The organism is Streptomyces sp. NPDC054813, from assembly GCF_053611365.1.
Window position 1 is genome coordinate 329,575 of the sequence record NZ_JBSHAF010000009.1, and the last position, 17,062, is coordinate 346,636.

17 protein-coding genes are annotated in these 17,062 nt (G+C 69.7%); 10 read left to right on the forward strand and 7 right to left on the reverse strand.

All coding sequences use genetic code 11. From position 1 onward, the window contains the following. The first annotated feature begins 2 nt into the window (after positions 1 to 2). On the forward strand, positions 3 to 1,316 hold the full coding sequence (locus ACWGJB_RS20835; RefSeq protein ID WP_453381607.1) for a hypothetical protein: 1,314 nt from the start codon (positions 3 to 5) through the stop codon (positions 1,314 to 1,316). A 111-nt stretch (positions 1,317 to 1,427) separates the two neighbouring features. Here ACWGJB_RS20835 and ACWGJB_RS20840 read toward each other — a convergent pair whose 3' ends face one another. Then, on the reverse strand, positions 1,428 to 2,924 hold the full coding sequence (locus tag ACWGJB_RS20840; protein ID WP_453381608.1) for an oligopeptide:H+ symporter: 1,497 nt from the start codon (positions 2,922 to 2,924) through the stop codon (positions 1,428 to 1,430). A gap of 491 nt (positions 2,925 to 3,415) precedes the next feature. Here ACWGJB_RS20840 and ACWGJB_RS20845 point away from each other — a divergent pair, with 491 nt between their 5' ends. Together ACWGJB_RS20845 and ACWGJB_RS20850 are read left to right on the forward strand one after the other, a co-directional pair. Further along, the gene (locus ACWGJB_RS20845; protein WP_007382513.1) at positions 3,416 to 4,093 is read left to right on the forward strand and encodes a response regulator transcription factor; all 678 of its coding nucleotides are present in this window, start codon (positions 3,416 to 3,418) and stop codon (positions 4,091 to 4,093) included. 151 nt (positions 4,094 to 4,244) lie between these two features. After that, positions 4,245 to 5,519 (forward strand): ATP-binding protein, encoded by a 1,275-nt coding sequence (locus ACWGJB_RS20850; protein WP_453381609.1) that lies wholly within the window; start codon positions 4,245 to 4,247, stop codon positions 5,517 to 5,519. 6 nt (positions 5,520 to 5,525) lie between these two features. Here the strand turns inward: ACWGJB_RS20850 and ACWGJB_RS20855 are convergent, their stop codons facing one another. After that, positions 5,526 to 6,035: a GtrA family protein gene (locus ACWGJB_RS20855; protein WP_453381610.1), complete on the reverse strand. Its 510-nt coding sequence runs from the start codon at positions 6,033 to 6,035 to the stop codon at positions 5,526 to 5,528. Positions 6,036 to 6,242: 207 nt separating this feature from the next. Here ACWGJB_RS20855 and ACWGJB_RS20860 point away from each other — a divergent pair, with 207 nt between their 5' ends. From ACWGJB_RS20860 to ACWGJB_RS20875, 4 genes are all read left to right on the forward strand, one after another. Beyond that, positions 6,243 to 7,382: a 5-(carboxyamino)imidazole ribonucleotide synthase gene (locus ACWGJB_RS20860; protein ID WP_453381611.1), complete on the forward strand. Its 1,140-nt coding sequence runs from the start codon at positions 6,243 to 6,245 to the stop codon at positions 7,380 to 7,382. After that, positions 7,379 to 7,903 carry a 5-(carboxyamino)imidazole ribonucleotide mutase gene (purE, locus tag ACWGJB_RS20865; RefSeq protein ID WP_362569897.1) on the forward strand — a complete coding sequence of 175 codons (525 nt, stop codon included), beginning with the start codon at positions 7,379 to 7,381 and terminating at the stop codon, positions 7,901 to 7,903. Before ACWGJB_RS20860 ends, purE begins: the two co-directional genes overlap by 4 nt. A gap of 21 nt (positions 7,904 to 7,924) precedes the next feature. Then, on the forward strand, positions 7,925 to 9,103 hold the full coding sequence (locus tag ACWGJB_RS20870; RefSeq protein ID WP_453381612.1) for a dipeptidase: 1,179 nt from the start codon (positions 7,925 to 7,927) through the stop codon (positions 9,101 to 9,103). Between the two features lie 169 nt (positions 9,104 to 9,272). Continuing rightward, entirely contained in the window at positions 9,273 to 9,488 is a 216-nt protein-coding gene (locus ACWGJB_RS20875) for a DUF397 domain-containing protein (protein ID WP_453381613.1), read from the forward strand. Between the two features lie 224 nt (positions 9,489 to 9,712). Here the strand turns inward: ACWGJB_RS20875 and ACWGJB_RS20880 are convergent, their stop codons facing one another. Next, positions 9,713 to 10,165, reverse strand: coding sequence for a hypothetical protein (locus ACWGJB_RS20880; protein WP_453381614.1), 453 nt, complete (start codon positions 10,163 to 10,165; stop codon positions 9,713 to 9,715). 37 nt (positions 10,166 to 10,202) lie between these two features. After that, positions 10,203 to 11,057 (reverse strand): helix-turn-helix domain-containing protein, encoded by an 855-nt coding sequence (locus ACWGJB_RS20885; RefSeq protein WP_453381615.1) that lies wholly within the window; start codon positions 11,055 to 11,057, stop codon positions 10,203 to 10,205. Positions 11,058 to 11,554: 497 nt separating this feature from the next. Between ACWGJB_RS20885 and ACWGJB_RS20890 the strand changes: the two genes are divergently transcribed. Then, complete coding sequence (locus ACWGJB_RS20890) at positions 11,555 to 12,655, forward strand: dipeptidase (protein ID WP_453381616.1); 1,101 nt, start codon at positions 11,555 to 11,557, stop codon at positions 12,653 to 12,655. 72 nt (positions 12,656 to 12,727) lie between these two features. Here ACWGJB_RS20890 and ACWGJB_RS20895 read toward each other — a convergent pair whose 3' ends face one another. Continuing rightward, on the reverse strand, positions 12,728 to 13,114 hold the full coding sequence (locus ACWGJB_RS20895) for a VOC family protein (RefSeq protein WP_453381617.1): 387 nt from the start codon (positions 13,112 to 13,114) through the stop codon (positions 12,728 to 12,730). Positions 13,115 to 13,128: 14 nt separating this feature from the next. Then, positions 13,129 to 13,488 carry a VOC family protein gene (locus tag ACWGJB_RS20900; RefSeq protein ID WP_453381618.1) on the reverse strand — a complete coding sequence of 120 codons (360 nt, stop codon included), beginning with the start codon at positions 13,486 to 13,488 and terminating at the stop codon, positions 13,129 to 13,131. Between the two features lie 118 nt (positions 13,489 to 13,606). On the opposite strand from ACWGJB_RS20900, the gene ACWGJB_RS20905 reads away from it, so the two are divergent. Further along, positions 13,607 to 14,113, forward strand: coding sequence for a CGNR zinc finger domain-containing protein (locus ACWGJB_RS20905; protein ID WP_453381619.1), 507 nt, complete (start codon positions 13,607 to 13,609; stop codon positions 14,111 to 14,113). Between the two features lie 222 nt (positions 14,114 to 14,335). On the opposite strand, the gene ACWGJB_RS20910 is transcribed toward ACWGJB_RS20905, so the two are convergent. Further along, a complete protein-coding gene (locus ACWGJB_RS20910; RefSeq protein ID WP_453381620.1) occupies positions 14,336 to 15,679 on the reverse strand; it encodes a UDP-glucose dehydrogenase family protein in 1,344 nt (447 codons plus the stop codon). A 176-nt stretch (positions 15,680 to 15,855) separates the two neighbouring features. Between ACWGJB_RS20910 and ACWGJB_RS20915 the strand changes: the two genes are divergently transcribed. Beyond that, complete coding sequence (locus ACWGJB_RS20915; RefSeq protein ID WP_453381621.1) at positions 15,856 to 17,013, forward strand: acyl-CoA dehydrogenase; 1,158 nt, start codon at positions 15,856 to 15,858, stop codon at positions 17,011 to 17,013. The last annotated feature ends 49 nt before the right edge of the window (positions 17,014 to 17,062 follow it).

The window sequence follows — 17,062 nt, forward strand, 5'->3', positions numbered from 1 at the left end:
CCATGCGAAGGAGAGTGACACCGGTCAGAGCGGGTGCGGCGGCGGCCGCGCTGGTCCTCGCCGGGGCGGGCGCCCTGCTCGGCGCGGCCGCCGGCACCGCACAGGCGGCCGAGGTGTCGTTCGCGACCCACTGCGTACCGCCCGCCGGGGTCGCCGACCCCGTCGACGGGACCACGAAGGTGGAGATCACCGCGCCCGCCACCGCGAAGGTCGGCGACACGGTCGACATCACCTGGAAGTTCGTGCAGGCCGCGTCCAAGAACCCGGACATCATCGACCTGCCCGCCAACTCGGTCCAGCCGTCGGGCACGCTCAAGGCGGCCGGCGCCCAGACCGCCGACATCGCCCTGCAGGGGCCGCGGGAGAACCCGGCGATCCCCAAGGGCGGAGACATGGTGCTGTCCGACATGACGGGCACGCTGAAACTGACGTCACCCGGCGAGGTGACGCTCACCCCGGACGGGTACAAGGTCAACGCGTTCGGGACGGACACCGTGTGCACCCCCTCGGGGACGGTGCCGAAGGCGGCGACGATCGAGGTGACCGGCAGCGGCTCCAGCGGCTCGGCGACCCCGACCGACACCGGCTCGGCCTCCCCGTCCCCCTCGGACTCGGCGTCGGAGTCCGCCTCCGCCTCCCCGTCCGACTCGGTATCCGCCTCCGCCTCCTCCTCCGATGGCACGGGCACCGGCCAGACCGACTTCACGGGCAAGGAGGTCGAGGTCCCCTACGCCTGCAAGACGCCCATCGGCGACAAGAACGCGACCTCGCCGGTGCAGATCAACGCCACGAAGAACGGCGGGAGTTTCGACCTCACCGTGCAGTTCAACGGGTCGGTGATGGACAGCCCCGCGGACATTCCGGCGGATTCGGTGAAGCCGTCGATGGAGGTGGTCCTGGGCGGCGCCGACAAGGGCACGGTCCATGTGGAGGGCCCCACCAACTCCTCCGCGATCAAGTCCGGCGACCCGATCGACATCCCGGACCTGACGGGCACGTACAAGCCGGGCGCGAGCGGCGAGTCGACGCTGTCGCCGGGAGTCCTGACGGTCAACGCGCTCGGTACGACGACCACCTGCACGCCGACCAAGTCGGAGGTGTCGTTGACGCTGGACACGACCGAGCAGGCGAGCGGCGCGTCGGGGGGTTCGTCGACGTCCGGTGGCTCCTCCGGCAGCTCCAGCAGCAGCGGCGGCCTGGCGGAGACGGGCGACAGCAGCAACGGCGCAGTGAAGGCACTTGGACTGGTGGCGGGCACCGCGATCCTCTTGGGCGGCGCTGTGTTCACCTTCATGCCTCGAAAGAGGACGAGGTGACCTGGTCAGGGGCGCGGGGAACTGCGCGGGCAACCCCCACCAACCGTTAGCCGAGACACGACGAGGGCCACCCCATTCAAAAGAATGCGGTGGCCCTCTGTCAGAAGACGATCAGTGAACGTCGCCCATGAGCTCCCGGACCTTCTTCCGGTACATCCACACAGCCGCACCGGCGAGCACCGCCAGCACCGCCTGGAACGCCACGATCCCCGTCTTGTTGAGGTCGACGCCCGCGATGGACAGCAGACCGGTCGTCGCGTCGCCCGCGGTGACCGCCAGGAACCACACGCCCATCATCTGGGACGCGTACTTCGCCGGAGCCATCTTGGTCGTCACGGACAGACCCACCGGGGACAGCATCAGCTCACCCACGGTCTGCACGAAGTAGATCCCGACCAGCCACATCGCGGCGGCCTTGTGACCGCCGTCGGCGATCGACAGCGGCGCGAGGAACAGGAAGAACGACGCACCGATCAGCACCAGACCACCGGCGAACTTCACGGCCGTGCTCGGCTCCTTGCCGCGCCGCGCCATCGCCAGCCACGCCCAGGCGAAGACCGGCGCGAACGCCATGATCATGACCGGGTTGACGGACTGGTACCAGGAGACCGGGAAGTTCCAGCCGAAGATGGTGTTCTTGGCGGAGGCGTCGGCGAACAGGGAGACGGTCGAGCCACCCTGGTCGTAGATCATCCAGAAGACGGCCGCGGCCACGAAGAACCAGATGTACGCGCTCATCTTGGACTGCTCGGCGCGGTCCAGGTCCTTGTCGCGCTTGATGCGGGCGATGACGATGACCGGGATCAGCAGACCGGCGACGGTGATCGGGACCAGCAGCCAGTTCAGCGTGTAGACGCCGGAGACACCCACGACGACGTAGAAGACCGCGGCGAGGGCGGCCCAGAAGCCGGCCTTCGTCAGCGTCGCCTTCTTCTCCGCGGCGGACAGCGGCGTCGGGACGATGTCCGAACGCGAGCTCAGGTGCCGCGTGCCCAGCAGGAACTGGGCGAGGCCCAGCGCCATGCCGACCGCGGCAAGGGCGAAGCCCAGGTGCCAGTTGTAGTTCTCGCCGACCGTGCCGATGACCAGCGGCGCGGCGAACGCGCCCACGTTGATACCGATGTAGAAGAGCGTGAAGCCACCGTCACGGCGCGGGTCGTCCGGACCGTCGTACAGGTGACCGACCATCGTGGAGATGTTGGCCTTCAGCAGACCTGAGCCTATGGCGACCAGGCCGAGGCCCGCGAAGAACGTACCGGAGCTGGGCAGCGCCAGCGTCAGGTGGCCGAGCATGATGATCGCGCCCGCGACGGCGACCGTCTTACGGGGGCCGAGCACACGGTCGGCGAACCAGCCGCCCGGCAGGGCGAGCAGGTACACGAGCGACAGGTACACGGAGTAGATCGCCGTCGCCGTGGCCGCGGTCATGTGCAGGCCGCCGGGAGCGACCAGGTACAGCGGGAGCAGGGCCTTCATGCCGTAGTAGGAGAATCGCTCCCACATCTCGGTCATGAAGAGAGTGGCCAGTCCGCGGGGGTGGCCGAAGAAGGTCTTCTCGGAACCGGGGGTGCCCGGTCGGACCGAGTCCTTCGTCAGGCTGGACGCCATGGGTCGTTCCTTGCTGGTCGGGACGCGCGGTGGGGCTGTGCGCGCCCGTGGGGGGAGTAGCCGGCACCGGCGGGTCGGACCGTCCACCCCACGCCCAGGGGAGTCCACCCCGGATCACGGAGCGGCGGACGGCGACCACCGGGATCCACGCCCCGTGACGCTGTGTCGCGTCCGGAGCCCGGCCAGAGGTCATTCCTTTCAAGGCCGACCGGGGCCGACCCGCACACAAAAGAGACCTTCAGTGTCAAGAAGCCCACCAAAGGTCCCCGGGTGTACTACAGGCGTTCACGTCACTCTACGTCAGGACACTGCCGTATATGGAAGGACTTGAGACACGGATCACAGGTGTCGGGGGAACCGCGTACCCGCTTTCGAAGGCCCCTCTACCGTCTCACCTCTCGCTCACAGGTTCGTACCACTGTGCCCCAAGGTAAGAATCCCTGGTGCCGATCACACCCCGGCACAGCGCGTAATCGGACTACCATCACCTCATGACCCGTGTACTGCTCGCCGAGGACGACGCGTCCATTTCGGAGCCGCTGGCCCGCGCACTGCGCCGGGAAGGTTACGAGGTCGAGGTGCGCGAGGACGGACCCACCGCGCTCGACGCCGGAATGCAGGGCGGCATCGACCTGGTCGTGCTCGACCTCGGGCTGCCCGGCATGGACGGCCTGGAGGTCGCGCGTCGGCTGCGTGCCGAGGGCCACGCCGTACCGATCCTCATCCTGACCGCGCGGGCCGACGAGGTGGACACCGTCGTCGGCCTGGACGCGGGTGCCGACGACTACGTCACCAAGCCGTTCCGGCTCGCCGAACTGCTCGCCCGGGTACGGGCGCTGCTCCGCCGCGGCGCCGCGGAGCCCGCGCAGCCGCCGGCCACGCACGGTGTGCGGATCGACGTCGAGTCGCACCGGGCGTGGATGGGGGACGAGGAACTCCAGCTCACCGCGAAGGAGTTCGACCTGCTGCGGGTGCTGGTGCGGGACGCCGGGCGGGTGGTTACTCGTGACCAGTTGATGCGTGAGGTCTGGGACACGACGTGGTGGTCCTCGACCAAGACGCTCGACATGCACATCTCGTGGCTGCGCAAGAAGCTCGGCGACGACGCGGCGAACCCGCGGTACATCGCTACGGTGCGTGGTGTCGGGTTCCGTTTCGAGAAGAGCTAGGTCGGCTACGCGCGTCGCGCCGTGGGTGGCTGATGCGGTGTGTGCGACCGGCCGTCGTGGTGGGCTGGTCGCGCCCACGCGGCGGAGCCGCACATGTCAGCGTCCCGCGCCCCTTTCGGGGCGCTGAAGTCGCCGTTCCCCGGAGAATCCTGTGCGTCGTCGTCTGATCCAGTCCACCCTCGCTGTCGTCCTGGTCGTCATCGCGGTCTTCGGCGTGTCCCTCGTGATCGTGGAATCGCGGACCATCAGCAACAGTGCCCAGGAACGCGTCGACTCCGAGGCGCTCCGGCTCGCCAGCATCGTCGACAGCCGCATCCTCGGGGACGAGGACATCACCGCCGAGATACTGCACAGCCAGGTCGGCAAGGACCAGTACGCCGTCATCCGGATCCCGGGCAAGGCGCCGATCGAGCTCGGGGTCAGGCCCGAGGGCGATGTCATCCACTACACCGTCGACGGCGAGGAAGGCGAGACGGTCACCGTCCAGGAGCCGCGGTCCACGGTGACCCGGGAGGTCGGCCGTACGCTGCTGATCATCGGGGCCGTCGCGCTGCTCGCCGTGATCGCCGCCGTGCTGCTGGCCATCCGGCAGGCCAACCGGCTCGCCTCCCCGCTCACCGACCTCGCCGAGACCGCCGAGCGGCTGGGCTCCGGTGACCCGCGCCCCCGGCACAAGCGGTACGGCGTCCCGGAGCTGGACCGGGTCGCCGATGTGCTGGACTCCTCCGCCGAGCGGATCGGGCGGATGCTCACCGCCGAGCGGCGGCTGGCCGCCGACGCCTCCCACCAGCTGCGCACCCCGCTGACCGCGCTGTCGATGCGCCTCGAGGAGATCACCCTCACCGACGACCCGGACACCGTGAAGGAGGAGGCGAACGTGGCGTTGACGCAGGTGGAGCGGCTGACCGATGTCGTGGAGCGGCTGCTGACGAACTCCCGCGACCCGCGCACCGGCTCCGCGGTCTCCTTCGACCTGGACGAGGTCATCCAGCAGCAGCTCGCCGAGTGGCGCCCCGCCTACCGCAGCTCGGGCCGGGCGATCGTCAGCTCGGGCAAGCGGCATCTGCGGGCGGTGGGCACGCCCGGCGCGGTCGCGCAGGTGCTGGCCGCGCTGATCGAGAACTCGCTGATGCACGGCGGCGGCACGGTCGCCCTGCGGACCAGGGTCACCGGCAATCAGGCGGTCGTCGAGGTGACCGACGAGGGCGCCGGGGTGCCCGCGGATCTCGGCAACCGCATCTTCGAGCGCACCATCAGCGGCCGTAATTCCACCGGGATCGGGCTGGCCGTGGCCCGTGACCTCGCGGAGGCTGACGGCGGCCGTCTGGAACTGCTCCAGGCCCAGCCGCCGGTGTTCGGTCTGTTCCTGTCCCGCACCCTGTCGGCCCACAAGCTGCCGGACGACGACCGGCCGACGGTCCGCTAGGAAGACTCAGAAGACCCACTGCTTGGGCTTGGGCTCCGGGGAGTCGGCGGCCTGCTCCAGGATCGCCTCCGCGTCGGCGACCGCCTCACGGGCCGGCAGCGCCTTGAACACCCAGGAGCGGTACGACCAGAAGCGGAACAGCGTCGCCACACCGATGCCGACGAACTTGAAGACGTTGCTCTGCAGCGGGCTGTCCCAGCCGAAGCTGTAGGTCGCGAGATACAGCAGACCGTTCTCGATCACCAGGCCGACCGCGCTGAACAGCAGGAAGAGGGTGAGTTCCTTGGTGCGGCCGCCCTTGTCACGGTCCCGGTACGTCCAGTAGCGGAAGCCGAGGTAGTTGAAGACAATGGCGACGACGGTGGCTATCACGCTCGCCCGCACCACCGGAAGCTCGGTGAGGTGCCGGACCAGGTTGAAGACGCCGAGATTGACGAGAATGCCGGCGCCGCCGACGGCGCCGAATTTGGCGACCTCGCGTACGAGCCGTTGCAGCCCCGAGGAACCACGTTCCATGGTTGTGAGGGCTCCCGTCCGTAGGTGTTGGCGACCCAGCCATGCTAACGATCCAGTATGTCCCGTGCCTGTGGATGACGACACAGGTCGGGAAGGGCTTGGAAAGAACACCGGAAAAGCGGGGCAAGAGGAGACGAAGCGGCCGGTAAGAGCTCTGGTCGCGGGCGCGGAAACCGGCCACCGTGGCGCGGCCGATACCCTGGGGGTGTGACGTTCCCGGTAGTCGGCATGGTCGGCGGGGGCCAGCTCGCGCGTATGACGCACGAAGCGGGCATCCCGTTGGGCATCAGGTTCAAGCTCCTCAGTGACACCCCTCAGGATTCCGCGGCCCAGGTGGTGAGCGATGTCGTCATCGGCGACTACCGCGACCTGGAGACACTGCGCGCGTTCGCGCGCGGCTGCGATGTGATCACCTTCGATCACGAGCATGTGCCCACCGAGCATCTGCGGGCCCTGGAGGCGGACGGCATCCCCGTGCGCCCCGGCCCCGACGCTCTGGTGCACGCCCAGGACAAGGGCGTGATGCGGGCCAGGCTCGACGCGATCGGCATCCCCTGCCCGCGCCACCGGATCGTGGCCGACCCGGAGGACGTGGTCCGGTTCGCGGCCGAGGGCGACGGTTTCCCCGTCGTCCTGAAGACCGTCCGCGGCGGCTACGACGGCAAGGGCGTCTGGGTCGTGGAGACCGCCGAGGAGGCCAGCGACCCGTTCCGCGCCGGTGTGCCCGTCCTCGCCGAGGAGAAGGTCGACTACGTCCGCGAGCTGGCCGCCAACGTCGTACGTTCCCCGCACGGCCAGGCCGTCGCCTACCCGGTGGTCGAGTCCCGGCAGGTGAACGGCGTCTGCGACACGGTGATCGCGCCCGCCCCCGACCTGGAGGAGTCCCTCGCCCTGCGAGCCGAGGAGATGGCGCTGCGGATCGCGAAGGAACTGGGCGTGGTCGGCCACCTCGCCGTCGAGCTGTTCCAGACCCGCGACGGCCGCATCCTCGTCAACGAGCTGGCGATGCGCCCGCACAACTCCGGCCACTGGAGCCAGGACGGCGCGATCACCAGCCAGTTCGCCAACCATGTGCGAGCGGTTCTCGACCTGCCCCTGGGCGACCCGCGGCCCCGCGCCAAGTGGACGGTCATGGTCAACGTCCTCGGCGGCGACTACCCCGACATGTACTCCGCGTACCTGCACTGCATGGCCCGCGACCCCAAACTGAAGATCCACATGTACGGCAAGGACGTGAAGCCCGGCCGCAAGGTCGGGCACGTCAACACCTACGGCGACGACCTGGACGACGTTCTCGAACGCGCACGTCACGCTGCCGGCTACCTGAGAGGCACGATCACCGAATGAGCCCTGTTGTTGGCATCGTCATGGGTTCGGACTCCGACTGGCCCGTCATGGAGGCCGCCGCGAAGGCCCTGGACGAGTTCGAGATCGGGTACGAGGTCGACGTCGTCTCCGCGCACCGCATGCCGCGCGAGATGGTGACGTACGGCGAGCAGGCGGCGGAGCGCGGTCTGAAGGTGATCATCGCGGGTGCCGGGGGAGCGGCCCACCTCCCGGGCATGCTCGCCTCCGTGACCCCCCTCCCGGTCATCGGTGTCCCGGTCCCGCTGAAGTACCTCGACGGCATGGACAGCCTGCTGTCGATCGTGCAGATGCCGGCCGGTGTCCCGGTTGCCACGGTCTCGGTCGCCGGCGCCCGTAACGCGGGCCTGCTGGCCGCCCGCATCCTGGCCACGCACGACGAGGACCTCCTGGCCCGGATGCGGGACTTCCAGCAGGAGCTCAACGACCAGGCGACCGAGAAGGGCAAGCGCCTTCGGTCAAAGGTCGAAGGCGGCTCGAACGGCTTCGGCTTCGGCAAGTAGGACACCGGGAAGCAATACGCAATGACCTCTCTCGACGAAGCCCGGTCCCTGCTGCGCGAGTTCCCGGTCGTCGACGGCCACAACGACCTGCCCTACGCACTGCGCGAGCAGGTCCGCTACGACCTCGACGCCCGTGACATCGCCGGCCACCAGAACGCGCACCTGCACACCGACATCCCGCGCCTGCGCGAGGGCGGGGTGGGCGCGCAGTTCTGGTCGGTGTACGTCCGCTCGGACCTGCCGGGCGCGGTCCCGGCGACCCTCGAACAGATCGACTGTGTACGGCAGTTGATCGCCCGTTACCCGGCCGACCTGCGGGCCGCGCTGACCGCCGCCGACATGGAGGCGGCGCGCGTCGAGGGCCGGATCGCCTCCCTCATGGGCGCGGAGGGCGGCCACTCCATCGACAACTCGCTGGGCACGTTGCGTGGCCTGTACGCCCTCGGCGTGCGCTACATGACGCTCACCCACAACGACAACAACGACTGGGCGGACTCGGCGACGGACGAGCCGAAGGCCGGCGGTCTGTCCGCCTTCGGCCGCGAGGTGGTGCGGGAGATGAACCGCCTGGGCATGCTGGTGGACCTCTCCCACGTGGCCGCGACGACCATGCGGGCCGCGCTCGACACCACCACCGCCCCGGTGGTCTTCTCGCACTCCTCCGCCCGGGCCGTCTGCGACCACCCCCGCAACATCCCGGACGACGTCCTCGAACGCCTCCCCGCCAACGGCGGTGTGGCGATGGTGACGTTCGTGCCGAAGTTCGTGCTCCAGGCGGCGGTCGACTGGACGGCGGCGGCCGACGACAACATGCGCGCGCACGGCTTCCACCACCTCGACACCACCGAGGACGCGATGAAGGTCCACCGGGCCTTCGAGGAGAGCCATCCCCGCCCGGTCGCGACGACCGCCACGGTCGCCGACCACCTCGACCACATGCGCGAGACCGCCGGCATCGACCACATCGGCATCGGCGGCGACTACGACGGCACGGCCTTCACCCCCGACGGCCTGAACGACGTCTCCGGCTACCCCAACCTGATCGCCGAACTCCTCGACCGCGGCTGGTCCCGCCCCGACCTGGCCAAGCTCACCTGGCAGAACGCGGTCCGCGTCCTGGGCGCGGCGGAGGACGTGGCCCGGGACCTCCAGGGGACACGGGGGCCGTCGAACGCGACGATCGAGTCGCTGGACGGCTGACGTCCGGCCCGACACGACCTTGGCCGAACTGCGCGCATGACACCGCGCGGAAGGCAGGGAGCGGGTGGCGGCCTGTTGAACGGGCCGCCACAACGGGTAAGACCGTCATACGGCCCTGGGCAGGCCTGCCAGGGGAGGGTGCAGCTGGGCGTTGCGAGAGGGGGCGGCGTTGGCTGAGCATCGGGGTGCGGTTTCCTGGCGGAGGAGCAGTTACAGCAATACCTCAGAGGGGAATTGCTGCGAGATCGCCGTGCTCTCGGGGCAGGTCGTGGTGCGCGATTCCAAGCATCTCGGCGGAGCCGTAGTGACCTTCAGGGCGGATGCTTGGCGGGCCGCGATAGCGTTGTTCCTGGCCCGGGACGGCACCGGGCAGAGCTATGAGTGACTCGGATTCGGCCGGATGTGCGATGAGCGGCGAGCGGCATGAGCGAGCGAAGGCGAGGGAGCCCGGTTTCGTCGGGTACTGCCTGATGACCGGCATGCTCGGCGCGGCGCTGGGTGCGGGCGCCTCGTTGCTCGGCGGAAGTCTCTGGGTGCGGCTGACCACATGGCTGGCGGTGTTGATCGCACTGGCCGCCGTCGCGGGCTGGTGGTGGGCGCGGTATCCCGCTACTGCTCGTCACTGGACGGTCGATCTGCTGGTGCGTCCGGCAGCGAGGGACGCACCGTCTCAAAGAGTTTGATGAAGGTTCTGACGAGGACCGGCCCGCCGCCGACCGTGCCGATCCAGCAGACCTCCGGTGACACGCCCATCCGGATGCCGGCGTAGGCGACCAGTGTCGAGACGGCGGAGAAGAACACCATCAGCGCCGCGAGGTTGCGGATGACCCGCAGCAGGTTGTCCACATGGGCTCGTCGACGGCGCAGGTCGGTGTCGGCCTCTGCCCGCTTCAAGCGGAGCAGACGGGCCCAGGCGGCTGGGCTGCCGAGCGCTCTCCGGGCGAGCGTGTTCTCCTCCGGAGGCCGGTCGGGCCCAGGGGCGGCCGCCGGACGTATGGAGTCGGCGTCCGCGGGGCTCGGTTCCCTCCCGCGGCGCTCGTTCCTCCTGTTGTCGGTCGTCATGGCTTCCCCTGGGCCCCCGTAGCACCCTGAACCGGTGTCAGGTGCGGTGGAATTGTTCGATGAGCTCGTCCAGCAGGGTGACCGTGTCCTCCACGGTCAGCGCCTTGTTCCGCAGATCCTCGAAGCACTCCTGATACCGGGCGACGAACTCGCGGTCGTCCCGGATCGTGACGATGCCTCCCGGACCGGCCACATAGAGCACGTCCTCGTCGTCCTTGAAACCGAGCAGGAAGAAGCTGCTGTCCAGGCTGTCGTGCGCACCGGCCGTGAAGGGCAGTGCACGGAGAACGGCCCCGCGCTCGGCGATCAGCTCCTTGAGGAAGACCAGCTGTTTGCGCATGGTCGCCGGGCCACCCACCTGGCGACGCAGCGCAGCCTCGTCCAGGATCATCTCGACCTGGGGACCGTCGTCCTGGAAGACCCGTTCCTGCCGGGCCATGCGCAGGTCGATGCGCTGTTGGGCCTTGGGGAGTGGCTGTCCGACCTCGAAGAGGGCGTTGACGTAGTCGTTGGTCTGCAGATGTCCGGGGATGATGCTCGGGTGGTAGCCGCGGATCTCGTTGGCGGCACTCTCATAGCCCAGGTACTGGGCGAACGGCTGGCTGATGACGTCGTTGTACTCGGACCACCACGACTGCCCCTTGCTGCCCCGGGCCGCCTCTTCCAGTTCCGCGACGGTGTCCGGGTCGGTGACCCCGTACTCCTGGAGCATCGCCCGCAGGTCGGTGACCGAGAGACTGACCGTGCCCGCTTCGATGCGGATCAGCTTCGACAGTGACCACTCCAACTGCTCCGCTGCCTCGCGCTGGGTGAGACCCCGTTTGTCGCGGGCCGTCTTGAGAGCGAGACGTAGCTTGCGGCGGTTGAGACTTGGGTCCACGGCCGTGGGCATTGTGGCTCCTTACGATGGTGACGGCGGCGGCTCGCGCATGGCGGGCCGAAACCTGCCCATCGTATTGGGTCGGAGTGGCAGGATTCTTATCGGACTACTCCATCGGACGGGTGTTGTTCGGGCGGATGCATGTTCGCCGCCATCGACTAGCACCTACCCGAACGACACATGTCTAATCGACTACAGGCGACGTCCGTCGGCAAAGTTGTGCAGGTCACCCCAGGGGGGCGGCTCACTGGGGCTCCCGTGAGCGGGGTGACTGAAGGGGCGTCGGCCCACGGAAAACGGATCGCCCTCCGCCGGTGATCCGGGCGGAGGGCGAATGGGGCATCGGGACGGCCGGGCCGGTCGGGTTCGTGCGGCCGCCGGTTCGGGTGACCGGTCCGGGCGGTCGTACCCCCGAACGCCGCGTCCACCAGGAACCCTCCCGGGCGGGCGTGCGACGGTGGGCTACAGCCCCATCACGACGTAGCTCACGACGACGTACGGAGCCCGCAATGGCCGACCTCCACGACATTCCCGCCACGACCGAGGTCGGCGAGGACGACAGCTTCCCGGACGACCCGTTCCCCTTGGCGACCGACACCGGGTTCCTGGAGCGGGCCCATGTCCTGCTGGACGCGCACCCGGTCGCGGACGGCTACAGCGGGCTGCCGCGGGCGCTGGGGCCGCTGCCCTGGTACGACCTGGAGCTGGGCGAGGCGGCCGTGGACACGGACGTGCCCCGGCTGCGCGAGGGGCACGTGGGCGCGCTGTTCTGGTCGCTGGACCTGCCGGAGCAGGAGCGCGGCGACCGGGCCGTGGGGGCCACGCTGGAACAGCTGGACCTGGTGCGCCGGGTGGTCGAGACGCACCCGGAGGGGCTCCGGCTGGTGCGCACCGCCGGGCAGGTCATCGATGCCCGCAACTGCGGCCGGGTCGCCGTGGTGCTCGGCCCCGCCTCCGCCGCCGCCGTCGACGACTCCCTCGGCATCCTGCGCGTCCTGAACTCCCTCGGCCTGCGCGTGCTCTCGCTGGCCGGCGCCGACTGGGCGGACCGGGAGGGGCTGACCCGGTTCGGCGAGGAAGTGATCCGCGAGATGAACCGGCTCGGCGTGCTGGCCGACCTGTCCGGCGCCCCGGAGACCGTCCTGGCCCGGGTGCTCGCCCTGTCCAAGACGCCGGTCCTGTGCACCCGCTCCGCCGCCGCAGCCGTACGCCCCCACTCCGCCAACCTCTCCGACGCGCTGCTCGCGCAACTCGGCGAGCAGCGGGGCCTGTGCATGGTGCCGCTCACCGCCGAGCAGTCCGGGCCGACCGTCCCGGACGTCGCCGACCATCTCGACCACGTCCGTATCGTGGCCGGCCCCGAGTGCGTCGCGCTGTCCGGCAGTTACGACTCCGGCGCCACCCATCCCCGCGACCTCGCCGACACCTCTTGCTACCCGCACCTGATCGCCGAACTGCTCCGGCGAAGCTGGTCCGACACCGAGCTGTCCCTGCTGACCTGGGGAAACGTCCAGCGAGTCCTGCGCAGCGCCGACTTCACCGCCCGCGCGGCCCAAGGCCGCCGCGAGCCGATCCCGGGCAGAGCGGGACCGGCCGAAGCGGAGACGTGAGCTGAGCCCGCCCGCCCTGATCCGGACGTCGCGATCAGGGCGATCCGGATCAGGGCGGTCAGGATCAGGGGATCAGGGGATCCGGCACAGGCAGAAGGGATGACCGGCCGGATCGGCGTACACCTGGAAGTCCTTCTTCTCCCGGTCCTCCAGGTCCAGCGGCCGTGCCCCCAGCGCCAGCACCTTCTCGTGGGCCGCGTCGACCTCCTCCCAGGTCGACCCCGCGTCGAAGTCGAGATGGAACTGCTGGGCGTTGCGGTCGGCCCGCGGCCACTCGGGCGGCGTATACCCCGCCACCCGCTGGAAGCCCAGCCGCGGCCCGTCCGGTACCTGCAGTACGACCCACTCGTCGTCCTCCGCCACCGGGGTACCCCCGGCCACGGCGGCGTAGAAGCGGGCCAGTGCGAGCGGGTCGGGACAGTCGATCACTACGTTGCGCAGACGGGCGACGATCGCCACGAGTCCTCCCGGGGTCAGCAGGCGCAGAGACAGAACGGGTGCCCCGCCGGGTCGGCGTACACCCGGAAGCTGCGCCCCCTGTCCGCCGCGTCCAGCGGCTTCGCGCCCAACTCCAGCACCCCCTTCTCGGCCGCGTCCAGATCGTCCACCACCAGATCCAGGTGGAACTGCTGCGAATCGCCGGGCGCAGGCCACTTCGGCGGCACGAAACCGGGCGCCTTCTGGAAGGCCAGCGCCTGCCCGCCGGGCACCGCCAGATCCACCCACTCCTCGTCCCCCTCGACACTGCCGCCCAGTACCCCGGCGTAGAAACCGGCGAGCGCGGACGGGTCGGGACAGTCCAGGACGACGGCACCGAGCTTGGCGAGAGCCATGACTTCCTCCTCGAAGTCCGAGTTGCTTGTTACCTGTAGAGCCGGGTAACCAGTCACCGTTACCGCATGCTCCCGCAGCGGAGGTAACCTCGCAAGGGAATTCGGGAGGCTTGCAGGGATGAGTGGGAGATCGCCCGCGCCGGGCGGCCTGGCCCTGGTCGAGGCCCTGGTGAACACGCTGGACATCGAGTCGGGCGCCGACGCGCTCGACACGCCGGACGGCAGGGCGCGCCTCGGCGTCACGGAGGCCGAACTCCCGCTCTCCCGCACTCTGCGCGAGTCCCTGCGCGCCGCCCTTCTCGCGCACGCCGGACACCCCGCGCACCGCGAGGTCACCCCGCTGGGCGAGCTGCTCGCGCAGGCCCCCCTGTATGTCGCCGTCGACCCTTCGGACGGCTCGGCGGCCCTCACCCCCGCCGGATCGGCCCCGCTGCTCTCCCGGATCGCCGCCGCCGTCGCCACGGCCCTGGTCGAGGGCACCTGGATGCGCCTCAAGGCCTGCGAGGCCGACACCTGCCACTGGGCGTACTACGACCGCAGCCCGGCCGGACGCGGCCGCTGGTGCTCGATGCAGGTGTGCGGAGCGCGCGCGAAGATGCGCCGGTACCGGGCCAAGGACAAGTAAGGCACAGGCAGTTCACCGGCCACACCTGTGCCGCATGGTGCAGAATGCGACAAGACACCGGTTCGGCCGACTGAGCCTCGGCCGAACCGGTGTCGTCCTTGTGCCCTGGGTGGATACGGTGCCCCGACGCCCTGCACCGGAGCGCACCGTCAGGGGCGCGGGGCTGTATCGATGTGCGGCTACCGCCGGGTGGGCGCGCTCAGCCCCCACGCAGCGGCGGCCTCACGCGGTCGGTCGCCCCATCGCCCGGTACGTCCACCCCGCCCGCCGCCAGACCTCCGGCTCCAACGCGTTCCGCCCGTCGAGGATCACCTTCGCCGAGGCCACCGCACCCAGCGTCGCCGGGTCCAGCTCCCGGAACTCCCGCCACTCCGTCAGATGCAGCACGACATGTGCCCCCCGCACGGCCTCCAGCGCAGTCTCCGCGTAGCCCAGCGTCGGGAACAGCCGCCGGGCGTTCGCCATCCCCTTCGGGTCGTACACCGTCACCTGCCCGCCCTGCAGATGGATCTGCCCGGCGACGTTCAGCGCCGGCGAGTCCCGCACGTCGTCCGAGTCCGGCTTGAAGGCCGCGCCGAGCACCGCCACCCGCTTCCCGAGGAACGACCCGCCGCCGAGCGCCTCGCGGGCCATCTCGACCATCTGCCCCCGGCGCCGCATGTTGATGGAGTCGATCTCGCGCAGGAAGGTCAGCGCCTGGTCGGCGCCCAGCTCACCCGCGCGGGCCATGAAGGCGCGGATGTCCTTCGGCAGGCAGCCGCCGCCGAACCCGATCCCGGCGCGCAGGAACTTCTTCCCGATCCGGTCGTCGTGCCCGATCGCCTCGGCCAGCTTGGCCACGTCACCGCCCGCGGCCTCGCACACCTCGGCCATGGCGTTGATGAAGGAGATCTTGGTGGCGAGGAAGGAGTTCGCGGACGTCTTCACCAACTCGGCCGTCGGGAAGTCGGTCACGACGAACGGCGTGCCCTCGCCCACCGGCGTCGCGTACACCTCGCGCAGCAGCTTCTCGGCGCCCTCGCTGCGCACACCGACCACGATCCGGTCGGGGTGCAGGGTGTCCTGGACGGCGAAGCCCTCCCGCAGGAACTCCGGGTTCCAGGCGAGTTCGGCGTCGACGCCGGCGGGCGCGTTCTCGGCGAGGTAGGCGGCCAGCCGCTCCGCCGAACCGACCGGCACCGTCGACTTGCCGACCACGAGCGCGGGCCCGGTGAGATGCGGGGCCAGCGACGCGATCGCGGAGTCGACGTACGACATGTCGCACGCGTACTCGCCGTGCTTCTGCGGGGTGTTCACACAGACGAAGTGGATGTCGCCGAAGGCGCCCACCTCGGCCCAGTCGGTGGTGAAGCGCAGGCGCCCGCTGGAGCCCTCGAAGCCCGCCACGTGCCTGCGCAGCAGCTCGTCGAGGCCCGGCTCGTACATCGGGGTCTCGCCGCGCTCCAGCATGGCGATCTTCTCGGGTACGACGTCGAGGCCGAGCACCTCGAAGCCGAGCTCCGCCATGGCCGCGGCATGCGTGGCGCCGAGATAGCCGGTGCCGATCACGGTGATCTTGAGGCTCATGATGCTCCAGCTCGGGGATGTTGGTGCTGCTGCGGGGCCGAGCATAACCGGGCCCTCCTGCGGGCAACTTTCCCGCTGTCGCGTACCTCACGTCACCGTTCCGTGGGCTGCGCTCTAAACTTTGAGTTACTTAACAGTAATTAGCGTCAGCACCACTGCGTCTGGAGTGAGAGACCTTGGCCGGATCGGCTGACTTCGACCTGTACCGCCCGTCCGAGGAGCACGACATGCTCCGCGACGTCGTCCGCGCGCTGGTCGAGGCGAAGATCGCCCCGTTCGCGGCCGCGGTCGACGAGGAGGCCCGCTTCCCGCAGGAGGCCCTCGACGCGCTGGTCGCCAACGACCTGCACGCCGTGCACGTCCCCGAGGAGTACGGCGGCGCCGGCGCCGACGCGCTCGCCACGGTCATCGTGATCGAGGAGGTCGCCCGCGCCTGCGTCTCCTCCTCCCTCATCCCCGCCGTGAACAAGCTGGGCTCGCTCCCGGTGATCCTCTCCGGCTCCGAGGACCTGAAGAAGAAGTACCTGACGTCACTGGCCAAGGGCGACGCGATGTTCTCGTACTGCCTCTCCGAGCCGGAGGCGGGCTCCGACGCGGCCGGCATGAAGACGAAGGCGGTCCGCGACGGCGACCACTACGTCCTCAACGGCGTGAAGCGCTGGATCACCAACGCGGGCGTCAGCGAGTACTACACGGTGATGGCCGTGACCGACCCCGAGAAGCGCTCGAAGGGCATCTCCGCCTTCGTGGTCGAGAAGTCGGACGAGGGCGTCTCCTTCGGCGCCCCGGAGAAGAAGCTCGGCATCAAGGGCTCGCCGACCCGTGAGGTCTACTTCGACAACGTCCGCATCCCCGCCGACCGCATGATCGGCGCGGAGGGCACCGGCTTCGCCACCGCGATGAAGACCCTGGACCACACCCGCATCACCATCGCCGCCCAGGCGCTGGGCGTCGCGCAGGGCGCGCTGGACTACGCCAAGGGTTACGTCCAGGAGCGCAAGCAGTTCGGCAAGCCGATCGGCGACTTCCAGGGCATCCAGTTCATGCTCGCCGACATGGCCATGAAGATCGCCGCCGCCCGCGCCCTCACCTACCAGGCCGCGGCCGCCTCCGAGCGCGGCGACGCCGACCTGACCTTCCAGGGCGCGGCGGCCAAGTGCTTCGCCTCCGACACCGCCATGGAGGTCACCACGGACGCCGTCCAGCTCCTCGGCGGCTACGGCTACACCCGTGACTACCCGGTCGAGCGCATGATGCGTGACGCGAAGATCACCCAGATCTACGAGGGCACCAACCAGGTCCAGCGCATCGTGATGGCCCGGAACCTGCCGTAACCCGCAAGGAATCCACCGGAAAGGCGCCCCCCGGGGCGCCTTTTCCCGC

What these genes read in the sequence shown, in the direction of transcription:
- ACWGJB_RS20885 (WP_453381615.1), bottom strand. Translation starts at nt 11,057, where the DNA reads ATGCCCACGGCCGTGGACCCAAGTCTCAACCGCCGCAAGCTACGTCTC.
- ACWGJB_RS20855 (WP_453381610.1), bottom strand. Translation starts at nt 6,035, where the DNA reads ATGGAACGTGGTTCCTCGGGGCTGCAACGGCTCGTACGCGAGGTCGCC.
- ACWGJB_RS20870 (WP_453381612.1), top strand. Translation starts at nt 7,925, where the DNA reads ATGACCTCTCTCGACGAAGCCCGGTCCCTGCTGCGCGAGTTCCCGGTC.
- ACWGJB_RS20890 (WP_453381616.1), top strand. Translation starts at nt 11,555, where the DNA reads ATGGCCGACCTCCACGACATTCCCGCCACGACCGAGGTCGGCGAGGAC.
- ACWGJB_RS20840 (WP_453381608.1), bottom strand. Translation starts at nt 2,924, where the DNA reads ATGGCGTCCAGCCTGACGAAGGACTCGGTCCGACCGGGCACCCCCGGT.
- ACWGJB_RS20835 (WP_453381607.1), top strand. Translation starts at nt 3, where the DNA reads ATGCGAAGGAGAGTGACACCGGTCAGAGCGGGTGCGGCGGCGGCCGCG.
- purE (WP_362569897.1), top strand. Translation starts at nt 7,379, where the DNA reads ATGAGCCCTGTTGTTGGCATCGTCATGGGTTCGGACTCCGACTGGCCC.
- ACWGJB_RS20880 (WP_453381614.1), bottom strand. Translation starts at nt 10,165, where the DNA reads ATGACGACCGACAACAGGAGGAACGAGCGCCGCGGGAGGGAACCGAGC.
- ACWGJB_RS20905 (WP_453381619.1), top strand. Translation starts at nt 13,607, where the DNA reads ATGAGTGGGAGATCGCCCGCGCCGGGCGGCCTGGCCCTGGTCGAGGCC.
- ACWGJB_RS20845 (WP_007382513.1), top strand. Translation starts at nt 3,416, where the DNA reads ATGACCCGTGTACTGCTCGCCGAGGACGACGCGTCCATTTCGGAGCCG.
- ACWGJB_RS20900 (WP_453381618.1), bottom strand. Translation starts at nt 13,488, where the DNA reads ATGGCTCTCGCCAAGCTCGGTGCCGTCGTCCTGGACTGTCCCGACCCG.
- ACWGJB_RS20910 (WP_453381620.1), bottom strand. Translation starts at nt 15,679, where the DNA reads ATGAGCCTCAAGATCACCGTGATCGGCACCGGCTATCTCGGCGCCACG.